At 74.9% G+C, this 20,078-nt stretch carries 17 protein-coding genes and 1 riboswitch; of the genes, 9 read left to right on the forward strand and 8 right to left on the reverse strand.

Annotated elements, in window-relative coordinates:
* Positions 1 to 2: 2 nt before the first annotated feature.
* Entirely contained in the window at positions 3 to 509 is a 507-nt protein-coding gene (locus ACFYML_RS01985) for a DUF402 domain-containing protein (protein ID WP_387418814.1), read from the reverse strand.
* A gap of 84 nt (positions 510 to 593) precedes the next feature.
* Between ACFYML_RS01985 and ACFYML_RS01990 the strand changes: the two genes are divergently transcribed.
* Positions 594 to 2,780 (forward strand): ATP-dependent DNA helicase, encoded by a 2,187-nt coding sequence (locus ACFYML_RS01990; protein WP_387418815.1) that lies wholly within the window; start codon positions 594 to 596, stop codon positions 2,778 to 2,780.
* 98 nt (positions 2,781 to 2,878) lie between these two features.
* On the opposite strand, the gene ACFYML_RS01995 is transcribed toward ACFYML_RS01990, so the two are convergent.
* On the reverse strand, positions 2,879 to 4,150 hold the full coding sequence (locus ACFYML_RS01995; RefSeq protein ID WP_387419011.1) for an AI-2E family transporter: 1,272 nt from the start codon (positions 4,148 to 4,150) through the stop codon (positions 2,879 to 2,881).
* 173 nt (positions 4,151 to 4,323) lie between these two features.
* On the opposite strand from ACFYML_RS01995, the gene ACFYML_RS02000 reads away from it, so the two are divergent.
* Together ACFYML_RS02000 and ACFYML_RS02005 are read left to right on the forward strand one after the other, a co-directional pair.
* Positions 4,324 to 4,671 carry a GroES family chaperonin gene (locus ACFYML_RS02000; protein ID WP_387418816.1) on the forward strand — a complete coding sequence of 116 codons (348 nt, stop codon included), beginning with the start codon at positions 4,324 to 4,326 and terminating at the stop codon, positions 4,669 to 4,671.
* Positions 4,672 to 4,747: 76 nt separating this feature from the next.
* The gene (locus ACFYML_RS02005) at positions 4,748 to 4,915 is read left to right on the forward strand and encodes a hypothetical protein (RefSeq protein ID WP_387418817.1); all 168 of its coding nucleotides are present in this window, start codon (positions 4,748 to 4,750) and stop codon (positions 4,913 to 4,915) included.
* Positions 4,916 to 5,067: 152 nt separating this feature from the next.
* Here ACFYML_RS02005 and ACFYML_RS02010 read toward each other — a convergent pair whose 3' ends face one another.
* Positions 5,068 to 6,552: a PrsW family intramembrane metalloprotease gene (locus ACFYML_RS02010; protein ID WP_387418818.1), complete on the reverse strand. Its 1,485-nt coding sequence runs from the start codon at positions 6,550 to 6,552 to the stop codon at positions 5,068 to 5,070.
* A gap of 23 nt (positions 6,553 to 6,575) precedes the next feature.
* A riboswitch (SAM riboswitch) is annotated at positions 6,576 to 6,696 on the forward strand.
* A 49-nt stretch (positions 6,697 to 6,745) separates the two neighbouring features.
* Between ACFYML_RS02010 and ACFYML_RS02015 the strand changes: the two genes are divergently transcribed.
* The gene (locus ACFYML_RS02015) at positions 6,746 to 8,065 is read left to right on the forward strand and encodes an aminotransferase class V-fold PLP-dependent enzyme (protein ID WP_387418819.1); all 1,320 of its coding nucleotides are present in this window, start codon (positions 6,746 to 6,748) and stop codon (positions 8,063 to 8,065) included.
* Positions 8,066 to 8,177: 112 nt separating this feature from the next.
* Here ACFYML_RS02015 and ACFYML_RS02020 read toward each other — a convergent pair whose 3' ends face one another.
* A complete protein-coding gene (locus tag ACFYML_RS02020) occupies positions 8,178 to 9,437 on the reverse strand; it encodes an aromatic acid exporter family protein (protein WP_387419012.1) in 1,260 nt (419 codons plus the stop codon).
* A 71-nt stretch (positions 9,438 to 9,508) separates the two neighbouring features.
* On the opposite strand from ACFYML_RS02020, the gene ACFYML_RS02025 reads away from it, so the two are divergent.
* Positions 9,509 to 10,150: a metal-dependent phosphohydrolase gene (locus tag ACFYML_RS02025; RefSeq protein WP_387418820.1), complete on the forward strand. Its 642-nt coding sequence runs from the start codon at positions 9,509 to 9,511 to the stop codon at positions 10,148 to 10,150.
* Here the strand turns inward: ACFYML_RS02025 and ACFYML_RS02030 are convergent.
* Positions 10,116 to 10,403, reverse strand: a complete 288-nt coding sequence (locus ACFYML_RS02030; protein ID WP_387418821.1) for a DUF4031 domain-containing protein — start codon at positions 10,401 to 10,403, stop codon at positions 10,116 to 10,118. The two genes, ACFYML_RS02025 and ACFYML_RS02030, sit on opposite strands and share 35 nt — an antisense overlap.
* 58 nt (positions 10,404 to 10,461) lie before the next feature.
* Between ACFYML_RS02030 and ACFYML_RS02035 the strand changes: the two genes are divergently transcribed.
* A complete protein-coding gene (locus ACFYML_RS02035; protein WP_387418822.1) occupies positions 10,462 to 11,862 on the forward strand; it encodes an FAD-binding oxidoreductase in 1,401 nt (466 codons plus the stop codon).
* Between the two features lie 3 nt (positions 11,863 to 11,865).
* On the opposite strand, the gene ACFYML_RS02040 is transcribed toward ACFYML_RS02035, so the two are convergent.
* Together ACFYML_RS02040 and ACFYML_RS02045 are read right to left on the reverse strand one after the other, a co-directional pair.
* Positions 11,866 to 12,342 (reverse strand): hypothetical protein, encoded by a 477-nt coding sequence (locus ACFYML_RS02040; RefSeq protein ID WP_387418823.1) that lies wholly within the window; start codon positions 12,340 to 12,342, stop codon positions 11,866 to 11,868.
* 94 nt (positions 12,343 to 12,436) lie between these two features.
* The gene (locus tag ACFYML_RS02045) at positions 12,437 to 14,254 is read right to left on the reverse strand and encodes a glycerol-3-phosphate dehydrogenase/oxidase (RefSeq protein ID WP_387419013.1); all 1,818 of its coding nucleotides are present in this window, start codon (positions 14,252 to 14,254) and stop codon (positions 12,437 to 12,439) included.
* 79 nt (positions 14,255 to 14,333) lie between these two features.
* Here ACFYML_RS02045 and ACFYML_RS02050 point away from each other — a divergent pair, with 79 nt between their 5' ends.
* The 3 genes from ACFYML_RS02050 to ACFYML_RS02060 all read left to right on the forward strand — a co-directional run bounded on the left by ACFYML_RS02050 (position 14,334) and on the right by ACFYML_RS02060 (position 18,185).
* Entirely contained in the window at positions 14,334 to 16,841 is a 2,508-nt protein-coding gene (locus ACFYML_RS02050) for a S8 family serine peptidase (RefSeq protein ID WP_387418824.1), read from the forward strand.
* Between the two features lie 79 nt (positions 16,842 to 16,920).
* Positions 16,921 to 17,850, forward strand: coding sequence for a GNAT family N-acetyltransferase (locus tag ACFYML_RS02055; RefSeq protein WP_387418825.1), 930 nt, complete (start codon positions 16,921 to 16,923; stop codon positions 17,848 to 17,850).
* Positions 17,851 to 17,942: 92 nt separating this feature from the next.
* Positions 17,943 to 18,185, forward strand: coding sequence for a hypothetical protein (locus tag ACFYML_RS02060; protein WP_387275435.1), 243 nt, complete (start codon positions 17,943 to 17,945; stop codon positions 18,183 to 18,185).
* A gap of 66 nt (positions 18,186 to 18,251) precedes the next feature.
* Here ACFYML_RS02060 and groL read toward each other — a convergent pair whose 3' ends face one another.
* Positions 18,252 to 19,874 carry a chaperonin GroEL gene (gene groL, locus ACFYML_RS02065; protein ID WP_357443403.1) on the reverse strand — a complete coding sequence of 541 codons (1,623 nt, stop codon included), beginning with the start codon at positions 19,872 to 19,874 and terminating at the stop codon, positions 18,252 to 18,254.
* Between the last annotated feature and the right edge of the window lie 204 nt (positions 19,875 to 20,078).

The raw sequence follows: 20,078 nt of genomic DNA on the forward strand, positions 1-20,078 counted from the left end.
GCTCAGACCACCAGGGCCAGCCACTTCCGGTACGACGTGGCGAACGGCTCGGTGCCGTCCCCGAGCGCGCCGAAGAGCCAGCGGGCGGCCGCCTCGGCCTCGACGACCAGGTCGTCCGGATAGCCGAACCGCTCCCGGTGCTCGGCGAACTCGTCCTCGTCGCGCAGCTCGACCACGCCGGTTTCGCGACGGCGCACCACATCCAGGTCGAGGTCGATCAGGTGGACCGTCTCGTCTCCCTGCCAGCGGGCCGGGGTGGCGATGTCGCAGTAGACCTCGCTGGTCCGCGGCGGCGGGTTGAACATCCCGGTCCACCAGGCGTGCCGGGGCACCAGCAGGACGAACGGGATCTGCTCGACCGAGGGCCGGCCGTGGTAGACCGATCCGGTGCCGGCCGGTACGCCGAGCCAGACGCCGAGGTCGTCCTCGGCGAGCCGGCGGGCGGGGTAGTCGCGGTGGGCGCTGCCGTCGTACTTGCGGTAGATCACGCGGACCACGTCGCTCGGCATGACTGGCACCCTAACCGATTCCGGCCACGCGACGCGATCGGCAGGTAACCGGACGCGACCCGGCCGGATCGCGCCACGCGCCGGATGGGCGGGACCGCTGTCGGCGGCGGCGGGTACGGTCGCACGGTGACCCCGCCCCCTGCCGCCACCGGTCCCGCCGTCAGAAAGCAACGTCGGGGCACCCGGCCCGGCGGCGGCGAACTGCTGGCCGCCGCGGTCGGCGCGGTCCCCGGGGGCGCGACCCGGCCCGGTCAGCAGCAGATGACCGAGGCGATCGAGCGGAGCATCGCCTCCGGCGAGCACCTGCTGGTGCAGGCCGGCACGGGCACCGGCAAGTCGCTGGCGTACCTGGCCCCGGCGCTGGCCGTGGACGGCCCGGTGGTGGTCTCCACCGCCACCCTGGCGTTGCAGTCCCAGCTGGTCGACCACGACCTGCCCCGGCTGGCCGACGCGGTGGAGCCGCTGCTCGGCCGCCGCCCCACCTTCGCGGTGCTGAAGGGCCGGCACCACTATCTCTGCCTGGCCCGGCTAGACAACTCGGTCGAGGAGGAGCCGGAAGACACCCTCTTCGACACGCCCCGGCCCGGCGGGGGCACGAAGTGGCTCGGCGAGGCGGGCCGGCTCGGCAAGCAGATGCAGCGGTTGCGCGACTGGGCGGAGGAGACCGCCACCGGCGACCGGGACGAGCTCGACCCGGGGGTCGACGACCAGGTGTGGCGGTCGGTCTCGATGCCGGCCCGGGAGTGCGTGGGCGCCACCCGCTGCCCGTTCGGCCAGGAGTGCTTCGCCGAGGCCTCGCGGGCTCGGGCCCGCGAGGCGGACATCGTGGTGACCAACCACAGCCTGCTCGCCGTCGACATGCTGGCCGGCCGGCACATCGTGCCGCCGCACAAGCTGCTGGTCGTCGACGAGGCGCACGAGCTGGCCGACCGGGTGTCGTCCGCCGCCCAGGCGGAGCTGGTCCCGGAGCTGATCGACCGGTCCGCCCGCCGGGCCCGGCCACTGCTCCGCCCGGAGGTCGCCGAGCGGCTCACCGAGGCGGGCGACGCCCTCGCGGTGGGGTTGGCCGAGGCGCCGGCCGGGCGGCTCACCGCCGGCCTGCCGCCGCCCCTCAGGGAGGCGTGCACGCTGCTCGACGCGGCGACCCGGGCCGCGCTGGAGGCGATCGGCGAGATCAAGTCGGACGACCCGGACCCGGTCCGCAAGCAGCAGGCCAAGGCGGTGCTGGACGAGCTCTCCACCACCGCGCAGCGGCTGCTGGAGGAGGCCGACCACGACGTCGCCTGGGTGGAGAAGCCGGAGAACGGCAGCCGGCGGGCCCTGGTGGTCGCGCCGCTCTCGGTCGCCGGCACGCTCGCCACCCACCTGTACGACGAGCGCACCGTGGTCGCCACCTCGGCGACGCTGGCGCTGGGCGGCCGGTTCGACACGGTGGCCCGGGCGCTGGGGCTGGAGGCGCCGCCGCCCGCCCCGCCCTCCCCGGCCGCCGCCGCGCTGGCCAGCGCGGCCGCTGCCGGCCGCACCGGGGCCGCCACCGCGCCGGTGGCGAGCACTCCGGGGAGCCGGGCCGCGGTCGGGACGGTGCCGGCCACCGAGGGGCCCGGCTGGCGCTCGCTCGACGTCGGCTCGCCGTTCGACTACGCCCGGCAGGGCATCCTGTACGTCGCCGCGCACCTGCCCCGGCCCAGCGTCTCCGGGCTGCCCGAGGCGGCCGGCGAGGAACTGCTGGCGCTGGTCGGCGCGCTCGGTGGGCGTACCCTCGGGCTCTTCTCCTCGCGGCGGGCCGCGCAGCAGGCGGCGGAGCTGCTCCGCGCGCGGACCGACCTGCCCGTGCTGCTCCAGGGCGAGGAGGCGCTGCCGCTGCTGGTCCGACGGTTCCGGGAGGAGCGGGAGAGCTGCCTGTTCGGGGTGATGTCGCTCTGGCAGGGGGTGGACGTGCCGGGTGACGCCTGCCAGCTGGTGGTGATCGACCGGCTGCCCTTCCCCCGGCCGGACGAGCCGCTCGCCGCCGCCCGCGCGGCGGCGGTGGACGCCGGCGGCGGCTCCGGCTTCGCGGCGGTCAGCGTGCCGATCGCGGCGATCCGGCTGGCCCAGGGCGTCGGCCGGCTGATCCGGGCGACCGGCGACCGCGGGGTGGTGGCGGTGCTCGACTCCCGGCTGGAGACGGCCCGCGGCTACGGCCCGTTCCTGCGACGCTCGCTGCCGCCGTTCTGGTACACCACCCGCCCGGACGTGGCCCGGGGCGCGCTGGAACGCCTCGGCAAGTCCTGACCCCGTCCGGCCTTGACGCCACTCCGGGTGCGGCCGGCGCGGTTCCGACGGTCCGCGCGCTGGCCGCACCGGGAGTGGATCGAGCCGGGGGACGCGCGTCAGGGGGCCTGGGAGGCGACCACCACGGCGTCCGGTGGGGTGTCCGGGACGGTCCGGGCGGCGAGCCGGCGGATCGCGGTGTTGAGCACCGCGATCAGCGGCACCGCGACGAGCGCGCCGGCGATGCCGGCGAGGACCACCCCGGCGGCGATCCCGATGATCACCGCGAGCGGGTGGATGGCCACCGCCCGACCCATGATCAGCGGCTGGAGCACGTGCCCCTCCAGTTGCTGCACGCCGATGACCGCGCCCAGGATGATCAGCGCGGTGACCGGGCCGCTGTCGACCAGCGCCACCAGCACGGCCACCCCGCCGGAGAGCGCGGCTCCGACTATCGGGATGAACGCCCCCAGGAAGACCAGCGCGGCCAGCGGGAACGCGAACGGGATGTTGAAGATCACCAGGAAGATCCCGATGCCGACCGCGTCGATGAAGGCGACCAGCACGGTGGCCCGGACGTACGCGCCCAGCGTCGCCCAGGAGGCCCGGCCGGCGTCGTCGACCTTCCACCGGGCGGCCACCGGCAGCAGCCGGACCAGGAACCGCCAGATCTTGTTGCCGTCGCGGAGGAAGAAGAAGGTCGCGAAGAGCACCAGGATGGTGCCGGTGAGCACCTCGGCCAGGGTGGCGGCCGTGGAGAGGGCGCTAGTGGTGAACGTCTTGGAGTTGCCGCTGATCCACTTCTGCGCCTCGTCGATGTAGTGGTTGATCTGGCTGTCGGACACGTGCAGCGGGCCGGTCTTGAGCCAGCTCTGGATCTGCCGGACGCCCTGCGACGACTTGTCGCTCAGCTCCGGCACGCCCGCGATGAACTCGTTCACCACCAGGGTCAGCGTGCCGACCACCGCGGCCAGGCCGCCGACGAGCACCACCCCGGTCGCCAGCGAACGTGGGAAGCGGACCTTGAGCAGCCAGCCGACCGCCGGGGCGAGCAGCGCGGAGAGCAGCAGCGCGATCGCCAGCGGGATGATCACGATGCGGATCGTGCCGACGATCTTGAGGAGTGCCCAGGCCACGAGGCCGATCACGATCAACCGCCAGGACCAGGCCGCGGCGATCCGCAGGGCGTGCGGCACGTCCGCGTCGTCCCGACTGGTGGTCGAGTTGTGCAGGGCCGCCGGAGGGGCCACCCCGGCCGTCGGGGCGGGGGCAGGGGCGGCCGGGCCCGGCGAGGCCACCGCCGACTCCCCCGGCGCGTCGTCGGGGTCGATCCGGTCGGCCCGCGCCGACTGGCGGCCGGACTCGTACGCACGGCGGAGCCGTCTGCGCATCCGCTCGAAGCGGCTCAAGCGCACCTCCCGCAAGTCTGGTCCGCCCACGACACAGGGCGGACAGGATACGTCCGTCCGCCCCACCCTAGGGCGAGTTCGCCACACATTGCCCCTGTCCCGCGCCGATCAACCACGCCGACGGTCGCCCAGGGGGCACGCGGTAGCGTCTTCGCGTGACCGTCGACCAGAACCTCGACTCCGGCCTGCCGATCCGTCTGCTGCACGACCGCGTGCTGGTGCGTACCGAGGGCGGCGAGGGTGAACGCCGGTCCACCGCCGGCATCGTGATCCCGGCCACCGCGGCCGTGGGCAAGCGGCTGGCCTGGGCTGTCGCCGTGGGGGTGGGCCCGAACGTGCGCTCCATCGTCGCCGGCGACCGGGTGCTCTTCGACCCCGACGACCGCTCCGAGGTGGAGTTGCACGGGCGGGCGTACGTGCTGATGCGCGAGCGGGACGTGCACGCCGTCGCCGCCGAGCGGGTGGAGAACGAGTCGACCGGTTCGACCGGCCTCTACCTGTAGCCGCCCGCTCCGGAGCGCCGTTTGCACCGCTTCCTCCTGGGAAGCCAGGCAAGCACCAGCGCCCTGGGGAGGGACCATGCCGGTATTCGTGAAGAAGCTGCTGATCGTGGGAGCGGTCGGCTTCCTGATCTTCTTCATGGCGTTCCGGCCGGACGGCGCGGCGCAGCTGTTCAGGTCGATCGGCGCCCTCCTGATGGCCATCGCCCAGGGCCTCGGCGACTTCCTCACCGGCCTGATGACCTGACCCTCCCCGCCGTGCCGCCACCGTCAGGCGCCGGGGCCAGGACGGGGCGGCACCGGAGATCGGGTGCCGGACCAGCCGGGCCGACCGTCAGGCGCCGGGGCCAGGGCGCGGCCGGCAGCGGAGACCGGGTGCCGGACCAGCCGGGCGGGCCGTCAGGCCCCGGGGGGCCAGGGCGCGGCCGGTCGGTGGCCGTACCAGCCGGGCGGGCCGTAGGGGGGCGGCTGGGCCGGGGGCGGGGCCAGCACCACCGGGATCGGCACCACCGGCTCGTCCGGAGCCGCCACCGGGCGCTGCGAGCCGTCCGGGAACCGCAGGTGGTAGTGCTGCCCGTCCCAGACGCCGACCGGGGCCTGCGGATCCCGCCCCACGAAGAACGACCGGTACGCGGCGATCGCGTCCAGCAACTCCCGTTCCTCCCGCCGGGTCCGCTCCCGTTCGGCCGGCTTCCGGTCCAGCCCGCGACGCATCCCGTCACGCAGCAGCGCCAGCCGGGTGGCGGCGAATTGGTAGCCCCGCATCGCCTTCAGCCCACCGTCGCCGGCCACCCGCCGGGCCCAGGTACGCGCGGCGTGCCGCCGCCCGAGGCTGCCCAGCGCCGCCACCTCGGGCGGGGTGAGCCAGCCGGCCCGGACGTAGTCCGGCAGGGTCCGCTCGGTGAGCCGCCCCTCCCAGGCGCGCAGCCAGACCGCCAACCCGACCATGCCGAAGAAGATCGGCACCATCACGCCGATGTAGCCGTACAGCACGATGATCGGCTGGCCGGTGGCGACGGCCAGCGAGGGCAGCAGGTTCCAGGTGCCGTGCAGCATCATCGCCAGCAGCAGGCCGGCGATCGGGGCGAGGACGCGGATCCGCCGGTCGGCGGTGCGGGCGGCGACGCCCAGCCCCACCCCGGTCATCGAGGTGAACAGCGGGTGGGCGAAGCCGAAGAGCAGGATCCGCACGATGAAGATGGCGATGACCTGCTGCGCGCCGGTGGCCGGTCCGTACTCCTCGACGCCGGTGCGGTAGCCGTATCCGCCCAGGTAGAGGATGTTCTCCACCATGGCGAAGCCGATCGCGGAGAGCCCGCAGTAGACCAGCGCGTCGGTGATCCCGGAGAACTCCCGGCGGCGGAAGATCAGCAGCAGGATCGGCCCGGCCGCCTTGGTCAACTCCTCGATGAACGGGGCGACCAGCACCGCGGTCAGCGCCTCGGGCAGTCCCCAGTCCTTGAACAGCCGGGCGCCGGTCTCGTTGACCAGCAGCGAGATGGCGGTGGAGACGAACGCGCCCCAGGCGAAGCAGAAGATCAGATACTTCAGCGGCTCCGGCTCGTACCGGTCCAGCCAGAGGAAGCAGGAGACCAGCACCGGCACCGGCAGGATCGCCGCGACGACGCCGACCAGCAGGGCCTCGGCGCCCAGGCTCTCGCCGAGGGTGAAGACCATGAACACCGCGCCGGCGGCGATCAGCAGCACCACCGCGGCGAGCGCCAGGATCCGCCGCCAGCCGAGCCGGCGCAGCGGCATCCGGGGGGTCGACGACCCTGGCGGCGGGAGGGCGGGCGCGGACGGCGGCGGCGGCAGGGCGCCGCCGGGCGGGGTGTCGGCCATGCGGTCAGCGTAGTCACCCGTGGACCTCTGGTCCGGCCGCATCGGGCCCGGTATGCTGCCGGGCAGGTCACGAGCGCCAGCGTCAAGCCCCGGCTTGCTGGCCGGCAACCCTCGTCGAGTTCGCGGTGGGGTGCCCCGGGTGATGACCGGGCCCAGCCCGAACCGCGTGCTGGGCAAGCGCGGACCCCGTCCCGGTAGCCCACCCCGGGGTCCCCTGGACCCGGGAGGTTCCGGCATGACCGTCACCGTCGTACCCACGCTGCCCACACTGCCCACGCTGCCGGCGTCGAGCCGGCCGGATCCGCTGGGCGTGCTCGGCGTACCCGGGGAGATCAACCTGGACTACGCCGCCAGCGCGCCGTGCGCGCGGGCCGCGGCCGACGCGGTGGCCGAGCTGCTGCCCTGGTACGCGAGCGTGCATCGCGGCGCCGGCGCGCTGTCGCGGCGCTGCACCCTGGCCTACGAGCGGGCCCGGCAGACGGTCGCCGACTTCCTCGGTGCCCGCCCGTACGACCACGTGATCTTCACCCGGAACACCACCGACGCGGTCAACCTGCTGGCCCGGGCGCTGCCGGCCGGCACCACCGTGGTCACCTTCGCCGGTGAGCACCACGCCAATCTGCTCCCCTGGCCGCGCGGCTCGGTCCGGCTGCCGGTGCCGGCCAGCCCCGCCGAGGCGGTCCGCGCCCTCGACGCCGCCCTCACCGAGCTGCGGCGGGGCAGCGCGGGAACGGCTGTGCAGGCCGGGCAGCCCCGGGTCGGCGCCGGAACCCGGCCGGGCCTGCCGGTGCTGGTCGCGGTGACCGGCGCGAGCAACGTGACCGGGGAGCGCTGGCCGGTGGCCGAGCTCGCCCGGGTGGCCCACCGGCACGACGCCCGGATCCTGGTGGACGCGGCCCAACTCGCCCCGCACGTCCCGGTGGACCTGGCCGCGCTGGACGTCGACTACCTGGCCCTCTCCGGGCACAAGCTGTACGCCCCGTTCGGCGCGGGCGTCCTCGTCGGGCGCGCTGGCTGGCTGGACGCGGCCCCGCCGTACCTCGTCGGCGGTGGGGCCACCAGCCACGTCGGCGCGGCCACCCACGAGGTGCGCTGGGCCGACGGGCCGGCCCGGCACGAGGCGGGCACCCCGAACCTGCTGGGCGCGGTGGCCCTCGCGGCGGTCTGCGCCGCGCTGACCGAGGCGGACCGGGACGAGCTGCACGCCCGGGAGCAGGCGCTGCTGACCCGGCTGCGGACCGGGATCGCAGCCCTGCCGCACGTGGTGGAGCTGCGTACCTTCGGGCCGGACGCGCCCCGGGTGGGCATCGTCTCCTTCGTGGTCGCCGGACGGGACTCGGCCGAGGTGGCCGCCCACCTGGCCGACCAGCACCGGATCGGGGTGCGGGACGGGCTCTTCTGTGCTCACCCGCTGGCCCGGCGGCTGCTCGCCGAGGCGGCGGCGCGCAGCGGCCGGCGGGATCTGCCGCCGACCGCGCTGCGGGCCAGCCTCGGCCTCGGCACCACCCCCGCCGACGTCGACGCCCTCCTCACCGCCCTCGCCACCCTCCCCTGACCGCCACCCGCCACCGGAGCGGTGCTCACTAACGGGGAAAGCCTGGCTATTCGCTACCGGATGGCCACTCTTTCGGTGCAGCTGCGCTCAAACGGGACGCGCGGGGCGGGGGTCAGCCGACGGGGGGTGCGGTGGGGGGCTTGGGGGATTCGCCCTGTTCGGGTGGGCCGCCGGTCCGCTGCTCCCGCTCGCCGAACGCCTGCCGGATCAGCCGGTTCGCCTCCTCCTGGTCGATGCCGGAAGCCACCATGAGGTCGCTCGCCGCGGTGCGGATCTGGGCGATCACCACGCTGCCGGAGAAGCCCACCCCCTCGGCGTACGCCCGGCTGGCCTCGCTGACCGCGCGCAGGGACCGTTCCCGGGCCTTCTGCGGCTCCTCCCCCGCGGCGAACTCCTGCCGGAGCAGGTGGACCGACTGGGCGAGGTGGCTGATCGCGTCGGGCATCGGCCCGGGGATCGGCTCCTCGTCCTCGATCAGGGTGACCGAGCGACGGATCAGGGTGCCGCTGTTGCGCATCGCCCGGTCGATCGGGTCGGCCGCCTCGGCGTAGTGGGTCAGCTCGCTGCGCCGGTGCCAGCGGGCCGGCGAGATGGTGGCGGTCTCCTTGGCGCCCTCGATCGCCTCGGAGAGCGCGGCCAGTTCCGCCTTGTTCTCCCGAAGCCGGAGCAACGCCTGCTGCGCCGCGTGCCGGTCCCGATTGCGCAGCGCCTCCGCGCAGGCCTGGAGCTGGTCGGAGAGGAGGTTCAACGCCGGCCGGGCGGCCCGGTTGATCACGCGTAACGGGTTCAGCGGCAGCAGGACCGCGGTGACCAGCAGCGCGATGCCGCCACCCACCGCCGCGTCGATGAAGCGGGGCACCTCCAGATTCTTGGTGGACGGGCTGAGCGTCACGATCAGCACGGCGGTGGCCGCCGCCTGGATCACCACCGCCACGCTCGCCCCGGCGAAGATGCTCAGCAGGATCGCCGCGGTCACCACCAGACCGAGCTGCCAGGCACCGGTCCCGAGGACGTAGACCAGGCCGTCGCCGAGCAACACCCCGATCGCCACCCCGACGATCAGCTCCACGGTCCGGCGGAACCGCTGGCCGACGGAGGCGGCCAGGGTGCCCACCGCGGAGATCGGGGCGAACACCGGCTGCGGGTTCTTGAGCAGCCGGTGGGAGACCAGGTAGGCCAGGGCAGCGGCGAGGCCGGCCTGGACGGCGAGGCCGGCGGAGGTACGCACCCGGTGCAGCCGGTCGTGCCAGGTGGCCCGGCTCCGGTGGCGGAGCTCGTCCATCGCCTCGGCGATCCGGGCCCCGTCGACGTCGACCAGTCCCTCGCGCAGCCGTTTACGCCGCAGGAACGGCAGTCGTCGGTCCCGGGCCACGGCCATGGCCGGGACTACCCGTCCTTCACGGCGTGAATCCTCGTCCCGAGCGGTGGGGCAGACTGCACCGGGTGGACGAACTGATGCAGCGGTGGCGGGACGCGGCCCGGGCGGCAGGCGCGGTGGACCCGGCCGCCGTGGCGGGAGCCGGGGTGCGGCTGCTGGCCGGGTGGCGGGAGCCGCACCGGCACTACCACACGGTGGCGCACCTGCGGGCGGTGCTCGACGTGGTCGACGCGTACGCCGGGCAGGCCCGGCGGCCGGAGCTGGTCCGGCTGGCGGCCTGGTGCCACGACGCCGTCTACGACCCGCGGGCCGGCGGGGACGCCAACGAACGGGCCAGCGCGGAGCTGGCCGGCGAACTGCTCGCCGACCTCGGGCTGCCGGCGGACGCGGTGGCCGAGGTACGCCGGCTGGTGCTGCTCACCGCCGGGCACGCGGTGCGGGCGGACGACCCGGACGGGGAACTGCTGTGCGACGCCGACCTGGCGATCCTGGCCGCCCCGGCCGACCGCTACGACCGCTACGCGGCGGCCGTCCGGCGCGAGTACGCCCACGTCCCCGAACCGGACTTCCGCGCCGGCCGGGCGGCGGTGCTGACCGGCCTGCTGGCCCTGCCCGCCCTCTACCGCCTCGCCGAGCCGCACGCCCGCTGGGAGGAACCGGCCCGGGCCAACCTCACCCGGGAACTCGCTGCCCTGGGAGGCGGGTGAGGTGCTTGGGGCGGCGGAGCCCGGCGTCCCGCAGCAGCCGCACGAGTTCCCGGGAGGGGACCACCCGGGCGCCGAGCCAGACGGCCATCGGGAACCGCTCGGCCGGCAGGTCGTAGTGGTCCCGGTCGAAGCCGCGGCGGGGTGCGCCCAACGCCTCGGCGAAGGCGTGCAGCTCGGCGTACGAGACGTCGCTGATCAGGTGCGACCAGAGCCGTCCCCGCGAGGGCACCACCGGCCGGTCCAGGTACAGCATGGCGACCAACGGTACGCCCGGTTGATGATCACGACCGGCACGACCTAGCCTTCCCGGCATGGCCGCTACCCCCCTCCTCGACGACCTGCGGGCCGCGCTCGGCGACGCCGCGGTGCTGACCGACCCGGACCTGCTCCGCACCCACGAGCGGGACGAGGCCGACCTCTGCGCGGCGGGTACGCCGCTGGTGGTGGTCCGCCCGCGCACCACCGAGGAGGTCGTGGCGGTGGTCCGGGCGGCGGCCCGGCACGGCGTACCGGTGGTGCCGCAGGGGGCGCGGACCGGGCTGGCCGGCGCGGCGAACGCGGTCGACGGCGCGCTGCTGCTGAGCACGGTGGCGATGGACCGGATCCTGGAGATCGACCCGGTGAGCCGGATCGCCGTGGTGCAGCCCGGCGTGGTCAACGCGGCGCTGGCCGGCGCGGTGGCGAAGCAGGGATTGTGGTATCCGCCGGACCCGGGCTCGTGGGAGTCGTCCACCATCGGCGGCAACGTGGCCACCAACGCGGGCGGCATGTGCTGCGTCAAGTACGGCGTGACGACGGAGTACGTGCTCGGCCTGGAGGTGGTGCTCGCCTCCGGCGAGGTGCTGCGCACCGGCCGGCGGACCGCCAAGGGCGTCGCCGGGTACGACCTCACCCGGCTCTTCGTCGGCTCGGAGGGCACCCTCGGCGTGATCACCGAGGTGACCGTCTCGCTGCGGCCGGCACCCGAGGAGTCGCTCACCCTGGTCGCGGTCTTCCCCACCACGGCGGCGGCCGGCACCGCGGTCGCCGGCATCGCCGAGCGCGGGCTCACTCCGAGCCTGCTGGAGTTGCTCGACCGGACCCATCTGCGGGCCATCGAGGCGTACCGGCCGATGGGGTTGCGGACCGACGCGCAGGCGCTGCTGCTGGCGGCGGTGGACACCGGCGGGCGGGCGGCCGACGACCTGGCCCGGCTCGCCGAGGTGTGCACGGCGGCCGGCGCCGACGAGGTCTACGCGGCCACCGACGCGGCGGAGGCGGCGGCGCTGCTCCAGGCCCGGCGGCTGGCCCATCCGGCGATGGAGAAGTTCGCCGCCGACACCTTCCCCGACGGCAACGGCGGCCTGGTCATCGACGACGTGGCGGTGCCGCGCGGCGCGCTCGCGGCCCTGCTCGACGGGGTGGCCCGGATCGCCGGGGAGTGCGGCGTGCCGATCGGCGTGGTGGGGCACGCCGGCGACGGCAACATGCACCCGAACATCGTGGTCGACCGGGCCGATCCGGCCAGCGTGGCGCGCGGCCGGCGGGCCTTCGACGAGATCATGCGGCTCGGGTTGGACCTCGGCGGCACCTGCACCGGCGAGCACGGCGTGGGGCTGCTCAAGCGGGACTGGCTGGCCCGGGAGATCGGCCCGGTCGGCATCCGGGTGCACCAGGCGATCAGGCAGGCGCTGGACCCGGCCGGCCTGTTCAACCCGGGCAAGGTGTGCTGACGCTCAGCCCTTGTCCTCGGCCGGGGTGGTCTGGGTGAGCAGCAGCAGGATCTCATTGGCCACCGGCGGCTTCTCCTCGCCCGGGCAGTCCTGCGAGGTGATGGTCAGCTCCGGCGAGATCAGCAGGGTGGAGGTCAACGCGTCGATGCAGGTCTGCTTGTAGTGGCGGGCCTGGTCGGTCTCCTGCGCCAGGGCCGGGTCGGCGAGCATCCGCTGCAACCGCTGCGTCTGTTCCGGGTTGAGCGACCCGGTGGAGTCGACCCCGTCGCCGGCGCAGTCCCGGCACTGCCACCGCCCGCTCGGGTCCACCTCGAGCGTGCGGACCGGGCCGTCGGTGCCGAGCTTCTGGATCAGCGAGACCCGCCGGGACTCGCCGGCGATTGTCGTCGCGTTGCCCGTCCCCGGGTTGGTGGCGCCCTCGGCCCGGCCGAACAGCGAGCAACCGGTCAGGGCGGTCGCCAGCAGGACGCCGGCGGACATGAGCGGAACGCGCGACCATGATGGGCGGAGCACGGAGGGAACCTACACTTCCGTAGGTAGCGCCCGATACCCTCCGAACGACGTTACCCGCTGGTCACCGCGAGGACGACGGCAACTCGGCGGCGTCGCCCTCGCCACCCCGGTCCGCCGCGAAGCCGCGGACGTCCGGAGCGCCCAGCCGCGCCGCGTCGGCGGCCACGTCGTCCGGCATCAGCTGCGACCGCCGCTCGGCCTCCACCCGGGCCCGGTATACCGCTACCTCGCGGGCCCGGGTCGCCGCGTCCCAGCCGAGGACCGCACCCATCAGCTCCGCGGCGTGCTCCGCCGACTCCAGGCCGCGGTGGCTGGTCTCGATGGAGATCCGGGTACGCCGGGTCAGCACGTCCTCCAGGTGCAGCGCCCCCTCGGCGCGGGCCGCGTAGGTCACCTCGGCGGCCAGGTACTCGGGGGCACCGGCGATCGGCGAGCCGAGCAGCGGGTCGGCACCGACCAGGGCCAGCACGTCGAGGGTGAGCGTGCCGTACCGCTCCAGCAGGTGCTCGACCACACCGACCGGCACCCCGTGCCGGCGGGCCAGGTCGGCCCGGTCCCGCCACATCGCCGCGTACCCGTCGGCGCCGAGCAGCGGCAGGTCGGCCGTACGCGACGGGCGCGTCCCGCCCAGCCGGTGCACCGCCCGGTCGACCACGTCCGACGCCATCACCCGGTACGTCGTGTACTTGCCGCCGGCCACCAGCAGCAGCCCGAGCATCGGCTCGACCACCGCGTGCTCGCGCGAGAGCTTCGAGGTGGAGTCCGCCTCGCCGGCCAGCAGCGGGCGCAGCCCGGCGTACACGCCCTCGATGTCGTCGGTGGTGAGCGGGCGGTCCAGCACGGTGTTGACCTGCTCCAGCAGGTAGTCGATGTCCCGGGCGGTGGCCGCCGGGTGGGACCGGTCCAGCCGCCAGTCGGTGTCCGTGGTGCCGATGATCCAGTGGCCGCCCCACGGGATGACGAAGAGCACGCTGGTGGCGGTCCGCAGGATCAGCCCGGCCTCGCCGGTGATCGCCGAGCGGGGCACCACCAGGTGCACGCCCTTCGAGGCCCGGACCCGCAGGCCGGGGCGTAGCCCGACGTCGTCGAGCATCCGCGACATGTCGTCGCTCCACACCCCGGTCGCGGCGATCACCGTGCGGGCGCGTACCTCGAACTCGACGTCGGGCGAGCCGGCGGGCGCCTCCAGGTCGCGGACCCGGACCCCGGTGACCTCGCGGGCCTGCCGGAGCAGCCCGACGGCTTGGGCGCTGGTCACCACGGTCGCCCCGAGGCTGGCCGCCGTCCGGGCCAGCGTCACCACCAGGCGGGCGTCGTCGACCTGCCCGTCGTAGTAGCGGATCGCCCCGGCCAGCGTGTCGGCGCGCAGGCTCGGGAAGACCCGGCGGGCGCCCTCGCGGGTCAGGTGCCGGTGCAGCGGCATGCCGCGACCACCGCCGAACACCCCGGCGAACGCGTCGTAGGTGGCGACCCCGGCGCCGTAGTACGACCGGCGGAAGAAGCGCCTCGGCAGGTCGCGCAGCCCACCCTCGGCGGGGAGCGGGACCAGGAACGGCACCGGGCGCACCAGGTGCGGGGCGAGCCGGGTGGCGAGCAGCCCGCGCTCGGTCAGCGCCTCGTGGACCAGGTGGAACTCCAACTGTTCCAGGTAGCGCAGGCCGCCGTGGATGAGCTTGCTGGACCGGCTGGAGGTGCCGGCGGCGAAGTCCCGCGCCTCCACCAGGGCCACCTTGAGCCCGCGGGACGCCGCGTCGAGGGCGGCCCCCGCCCCGGTCACCCCACCGCCGATGACCAGCACGTCGAAGCGCTCGGCCCGGAGGCGGCGCAGGTCGTCGGCGCGGCGCTCGGCGGAGAGTTGACCGGCCGCGGATCGGGACACGTTCGGGTCGCGCACCCGTCCACGGTAACCGTCCGCACGCCACGGCGGCACGCGCCGCCCGGGCCGTACGGTGATGGTCATGGTCGTCGGTCCCCCCGCAGCGCCGGTCCCGCCACCGGTTCCCGCTCCCCGTCGGTCCGGGCCCTGGCCGGTGGTCGCCGCCGTGCTCACCGGCGCCTGGGCCGTCTTCGTGACCGTGCCGGGCCAGGTCGCCGGCTGGGCGGTCGACCAGGTGGTGCTCGCCTCGGGCCTCCACCGGGCGGTGCTGGCCTGGCCCGTGGTCGTGCTGGTCACCGTGCTGCTGGTGGGCGCGCCCACCCTCGCGCTCGCGCTGCTGCCCCGCTCCCCGGCGGTCCGGGCCACCGGCCGCGCCTGGCTCGCCGGGGCGCTGGCGCTCGGCGCGCTGACCCTGCTGCGGACGGTACCGCCGGTGCACGAGGAGGCGTACCTGGCCGCGCTGGCCGCCACCGGGGCCCTGCTCGCGCTGGTGCTCGGCCGGCTGGCGCGCCGCCGCGTGGACGCCACGCCCCCCGACGTGGTGACCGGCCCGGAGCACACCCCGGCCGGCCTGCCGCCGGGCTCGGCTCCCGCGCCACCTCGTGGCGGTGGGCCGGCGGGCGGCCGGCGGGCGGACCCGGTGACCCTGCTGGCGGTCGCCGCCGGGCTGGCCACGCTGCTGCCCTGGGCGTGGGTGGGGGCGCTGGGCGGGGTGCTGGAGACGGTGCTCGCCGGCCTCGCCGCCGCCGCGCTCGGCGCACTCGCCGCGGCCCTGCTCGACGCCGCCTTCTGGGCCCGGTTCGCCGTCGGCGCACCGCCCCGGCCGGCCCGGCTGGTGCTGGTCGGCGGGCTGGTCGCCGGGGTCACCCTGGTGCTGCTGGCCGCCGGGGCCGGGCAGTCCGGGGCGCAACTGCCGGCGCTGGTCGTGCTGCCGCCGCTCGGCGTCGTGCTGGGCGCGCTGGAGGTCGCGGCCCGGCGGGCCGGCTCGCCGGCCGGCCGCCGCCCGGTCCGCTGGCTGGTGGGCCTCGCGCTGCTCGGGCCGCTGGCGTTCACCGACCCGGAGGAGATCACCGTCCTGCTGGCCACCAGCCGCGACGTCCCGTTCTGGGTGGCGGTCGCGACCGGCGCCGCGTTCGCCGTCGCGGTCCTGCTCGCCATCGGGTACGGGGTGCTGCTGGCCCGGCCCCGCGCCCGCGCCCCGCGCCGCGGCGCGGCCGGGCTGACCGCCGCGGCCCTGCTCGCCGCCGTGGCCGTGGTCTACGTCGTGCCCGGCCAACCCGGCCTGTACGGCGAGCGGCTGCTCGTGGTGCTGCGCGAACAGGCCGACCTGACCGGCGTCCCGGCCGGGGCGCCCGGGCGGGCCGGCCGGGACGCGCGGGCGGCCGAGGTGTACCGGCGGCTGGCGGCCACCGCCGACCGGACCCAGGGTGACCTGCGCCGCGAACTCACCCGGCTGCGCCTGCACCCCACGCCGTACTACCTGGTCAACGCCATCGAGACGGACGGCGGGCCGGCGGTACGGGCCTGGCTGTCCGGGCGCCCCGAGGTGGGCCGGGTGCTGATCAGCCAGCGGCTGCGCCCGTTACCGGCGGCGGCGCCCCCGGCCCGGGGCAACCAGCCGGCACCCGCCGGTCCGGTCTGGAACGTGTCCCTGATCGGCGCCGACCGGGTCTGGTCGGAGCTGAAGGTGACCGGGACGGGCGTGGTGGTCGGCAGTTCCGACTCCGGGGTGGACGGTCGGCACCCCGCCCTGGCCGCCGGCTTCCGGGGCGGCGACGACTCCTGGTACGACCCGTGGGAGCACCGTCGCACGCCGGGCGACCGGGGTGGTCACGGCACCCACACGATCGGCAGCGCGGTGGGCCGGGGCGGGATCGGCGTGGCCCCCGGGGCGGACTGGGTCGGCTGCGTCAACCTGGACCGCAACCTGGGCAGCCCGGCGCACTACCTCGACTGCCTCCAGTTCATGCTGGCGCCGTTCCCGCCCGGCGGGGACCCGTTCACCGACGGTCGGCCGCAACGCGCACCCGACGTGCTGACCAACTCGTGGGGCTGCCCACCGATCGAGGGTTGCGACCCGGGGGCGCTGCGGCCGGCGACCGCCGCGCTGGCCGCGGCCGGCATCCTGGTGGTGGCCGCGGCCGGCAACTCCGGCCCGTACTGCGGCTCGGTGTCCGACCCGCCGGCGCCGTACCCGGACGTGCTGACGGTCGGCGCGGTGGACCGGGCCCGGCAGCTCACCCGCTTCTCCAGCCGGAGACCGGCCGGAGGGGGCATCGCCAAGCCGGATCTGGTCGCGCCCGGCGCGGGGGTGCTGTCGGCGTACCCCGGCGGCGGCTACACCACCCTGGACGGCACCTCGATGGCGACGCCGCAGGTGGCCGGGGTGGTGGCGCTGATGTGGTCGGCGAACCCGGCGCTCGTCGGCGATCTGGCCCGGACCCGGCGGATCCTCCTCGACACCGCCGCTCCGGCCGGGGTACCGCCGGACGCGGCGCGCTGCGGCGGCCCCGCCGACGAGGTCGGCGCCGGCGTGGTCGACGCGTACGCGGCGGTCCGCGCCGCGCAGCACGCCGGATCTCCGTCCTGACACCCGGGTCGCCGCCGGTTGGCACCCCGACCGGTCGGGCGGTGCCGGACGGCGGACGGATGACCTAGGGTCGGCGACCATGGACGCGGAGATCATCGAACTCGGCCCGGACCGCCTGCCCGCTATCGTCGACCTCTGCCGGCGGGCCCTCGACCTGCCCGAGGACGCGGCCGAGGCGCCGGCCATCGTGGACACCCTCGCCACCCGCGCGGCGGCCGACCGGCCGGTGCTACGGCTCGGCGCGGTACGCGGCACCGAGCTGATCGGCGTGCTGGTCGGATCGCGGTCCCAACGGGACCCCGAGCTCGGCCACGTGGACCTGCTGGCGGTGGCGCCGGCGCAACGGCGCCGGGGCGTCGGGCGGGCCCTGCTGGCCGAGGCGGAACGGCGGCTCGCCGGGCTGGGCGCGACCGAACTGCTGCTCGCCGGGAACCCGCCGTACTACGCCTGGCCAGGGATCGACGTGCGGTACACCCCGGCGGTCTGCCTCGCGCTACGACTCGGCTACCGGCCGGACCGGACGGCCTGGAACATGACCGCGGACCTGGCCGAGGGCGCACCGGCGGTGCGTACGACGGAGCCCGCCGAGCGCCGGCTGGCCGACCAGGGCGTCACGGTACGCCGGGCCGAGCCGGCGGACCTGCCCGCGCTGGCCGCGTTCGCCCGGTCCACCTTCGGCGGGACGTGGGACGGCGAGCTGGCCGGTTCGCTCGGGCGGCCGGGCGCCGGCGCGCACCTGGCGGAGCGGGACGGCGAGGTTCTCGGGTTCGCGGCGTACGGCTCATCCCGGCCGAGCTGGTTCGGGCCGATGGGTACGGCCCCGGCGGCCGAGGGCTCGGGCATCGGTGGGGTGCTGCTCCGGCGTTGCCTGCGCGACCAGGCGGCAGCGGGAACCAGCACGGCGCAGATCGGCTGGGTGGGGCCGGTGCCGTTCTACGCGGGTGCGGCGGGGGCCAGGATCGAGCGGGTTTTCTTTCTGTACCGGAAAGCGCTGGACGGACAGGAATGACTAGTGGGGCGAAAAGTGCATAGACGCCAATAATGCCATTCCGGCCCGTGGCCATTGACCGCCCCCTACGGTCGAGTCATAAGGAGGCAGCCATGACCACGGACGACGAACGGACCGACGACCAGCCGACGAGCTGGCACCCGGTCGGCGAGGTCTCCGGCCAACTGCCGTTCGACCGGCTCGACTACGGCGACGCCGAGCAACTGGTGGAGATGGCCGGCATCGACGAGCCGTCCAGCGACGAACCGCTGCAACTGGTGGACGAGCCGATCCGCATCCCACCGCCGTACGAGCGGGTGCACAAGCGGCGAAACCAGCGGCGGCTGCCGACGTGAGACACAAAACGGGGGCGGACCGCTGACGCGGCCCGCCCCCGTTCGGGCGTGCTGGTGGAGCTGGACTCAGAAGTCCATCTCCCCGCCACCCGGACCAGCCGGGGCGGCCGGGGTCTTCTCCGGCTTGTCCGCCACGACGGCCTCGGTGGTGAGGAACAGCGCGGCGATCGACGACGCGTTCTGCAGCGCGGAACGGGTCACCTTGGCCGGGTCGATGATGCCCGACGCGAGCAGGTCGACGTACTCACCGGTCGCGGCGTTGAGGCCGTGGCCCGGGTTGAGGTTGCGGACGTGCTCGACGACGACGCCACCCTCCAGGCCGGCGTTGACGGCGATCTGCCGCAGCGGGGCGTCCAGCGCGATCTTGACGATCTGGGCGCCGGTCGCCTCGTCGCCGGCCAGGTCCAGCTTGTCGAAGGCGGTCTTGCCGGCCTGCACCAGCGCGACACCACCACCCGGGACGATGCCCTCCTCGACGGCGGCCTTCGCGTTGCGGACGGCGTCCTCGATGCGGTGCTTGCGCTCCTTCAGCTCGACCTCGGTGGCCGCGCCGACCTTGATCACCGCAACACCGCCGGCCAGCTTGGCCAGGCGCTCCTGCAGCTTCTCCCGGTCGTAGTCGGAGTCGCTCTTCTCGATCTCGGCCCGGATCTGGTTGACCCGGCCCTGGATCTGCTCGGCGTCGCCGGCGCCGTCGACGATGGTGGTCTCGTCCTTGGTCACCACGACCTTGCGGGCGCGGCCCAGCATGTCGAGGCCGACGGCGTCGAGCTTGAGGCCGACCTCCTCGCTGATGACCTGACCACCGGTGAGGATGGCGATGTCGGCGAGCATGGCCTTGCGGCGGTCACCGAAGCCCGGCGCCTTGACGGCGACCGACTTGAAGGTGCCCCGGACCTTGTTGACCACCAGGGTGGCCAGGGCCTCGCCCTCGATGTCCTCGGCGATGATCAGCAGCGGCTTGCCCGACTGCATGACCTTCTCCAGGATCGGGAGCAGGTCCTTCACCGACGAGATCTTGCTGTTGACGATCAGGAGGTACGGGTCGTCGAAGACGGCCTCCATACGCTCCGGGTCGGTCATGAAGTACGCGGAGATGTAGCCCTTGTCGAAGCGCATACCCTCGGTGAGCTCCAGCTCCAGGCCGAAGGTGTTGCTCTCCTCGACGGTGATGACGCCTTCCTTGCCCACCTTGTCCATCGCCTCGGCGATGATCTCGCCGACGCTGGTGTCACCGGCGGAGATGGAGGCGGTGGAGGCGATCTGCTCCTTGGTCTCCACGTCCTTGGCGAGCTTGAGCAGCTCCTCCGAGACGCTGGCCACGGCCGCCTCGATGCCCCGCTTCAGGGCCATCGGGTTGGCGCCGGCGGCCACGTTGCGCAGGCCCTCGCGAACCAGGGCCTGGGCCAGGACGGTCGCCGTCGTCGTGCCGTCACCGGCGACGTCGTCGGTCTTCTTCGCGACCTCCTTGACCAGCTCGGCGCCGATCTTCTCGTACGGGTCCTCGAGCTCGATCTCCTTGGCGATGCTCACACCATCGTTGGTGATGGTGGGGGCACCCCACTTCTTCTCGAGCACGACGTTGCGGCCCTTGGGGCCGAGGGTCACCTTCACGGCGTCGGCGAGCTGGTTCATGCCCCGCTCAAGGCCGCGGCGCGCCTCTTCGTCGAACGCGATCATCTTGGCCATACGGCGTTGTCCTCCTGGACACTCACGGGCCACCCGAGTGTGTGCCCCCGGATGGGCCGCCTGGTGTACGCACCTTGGGACGTCGCCACCTGGCGACGGCGACGTCCGCAGGCCGGGCCGGATAGCCCGCGACGACCGGCCTCGTGCCACTCCGGCGCCATCGAGACGCCGGCGTGGCCGTGGCCCTACCGCCCCGACCATTGG

Origin of the sequence: Micromonospora sp. NPDC007230 (assembly GCF_042869115.1) — a bacterium.
GTDB lineage: Bacteria > Actinomycetota > Actinomycetes > Mycobacteriales > Micromonosporaceae > Micromonospora.

Coding starts and splice junctions, on each gene's coding strand:
- ACFYML_RS01985 (WP_387418814.1), bottom strand. CDS start 509: ATGCCGAGCGACGTGGTCCGCGTGATCTACCGCAAGTACGACGGCAGC.
- ACFYML_RS01990 (WP_387418815.1), top strand. CDS start 594: ATGGGCGGGACCGCTGTCGGCGGCGGCGGGTACGGTCGCACGGTGACC.
- ACFYML_RS01995 (WP_387419011.1), bottom strand. CDS start 4,150: ATGCGCAGACGGCTCCGCCGTGCGTACGAGTCCGGCCGCCAGTCGGCG.
- ACFYML_RS02005 (WP_387418817.1), top strand. CDS start 4,748: ATGCCGGTATTCGTGAAGAAGCTGCTGATCGTGGGAGCGGTCGGCTTC.
- ACFYML_RS02010 (WP_387418818.1), bottom strand. CDS start 6,552: ATGCGGCCGGACCAGAGGTCCACGGGTGACTACGCTGACCGCATGGCC.
- ACFYML_RS02015 (WP_387418819.1), top strand. CDS start 6,746: ATGACCGTCACCGTCGTACCCACGCTGCCCACACTGCCCACGCTGCCG.
- ACFYML_RS02030 (WP_387418821.1), bottom strand. CDS start 10,403: ATGCTGTACCTGGACCGGCCGGTGGTGCCCTCGCGGGGACGGCTCTGG.
- ACFYML_RS02035 (WP_387418822.1), top strand. CDS start 10,462: ATGGCCGCTACCCCCCTCCTCGACGACCTGCGGGCCGCGCTCGGCGAC.
- ACFYML_RS02040 (WP_387418823.1), bottom strand. CDS start 12,342: ATGTCCGCCGGCGTCCTGCTGGCGACCGCCCTGACCGGTTGCTCGCTG.
- ACFYML_RS02050 (WP_387418824.1), top strand. CDS start 14,334: ATGGTCGTCGGTCCCCCCGCAGCGCCGGTCCCGCCACCGGTTCCCGCT.
- ACFYML_RS02055 (WP_387418825.1), top strand. CDS start 16,921: ATGGACGCGGAGATCATCGAACTCGGCCCGGACCGCCTGCCCGCTATC.
- ACFYML_RS02060 (WP_387275435.1), top strand. CDS start 17,943: ATGACCACGGACGACGAACGGACCGACGACCAGCCGACGAGCTGGCAC.
- groL (WP_357443403.1), bottom strand. CDS start 19,874: ATGGCCAAGATGATCGCGTTCGACGAAGAGGCGCGCCGCGGCCTTGAG.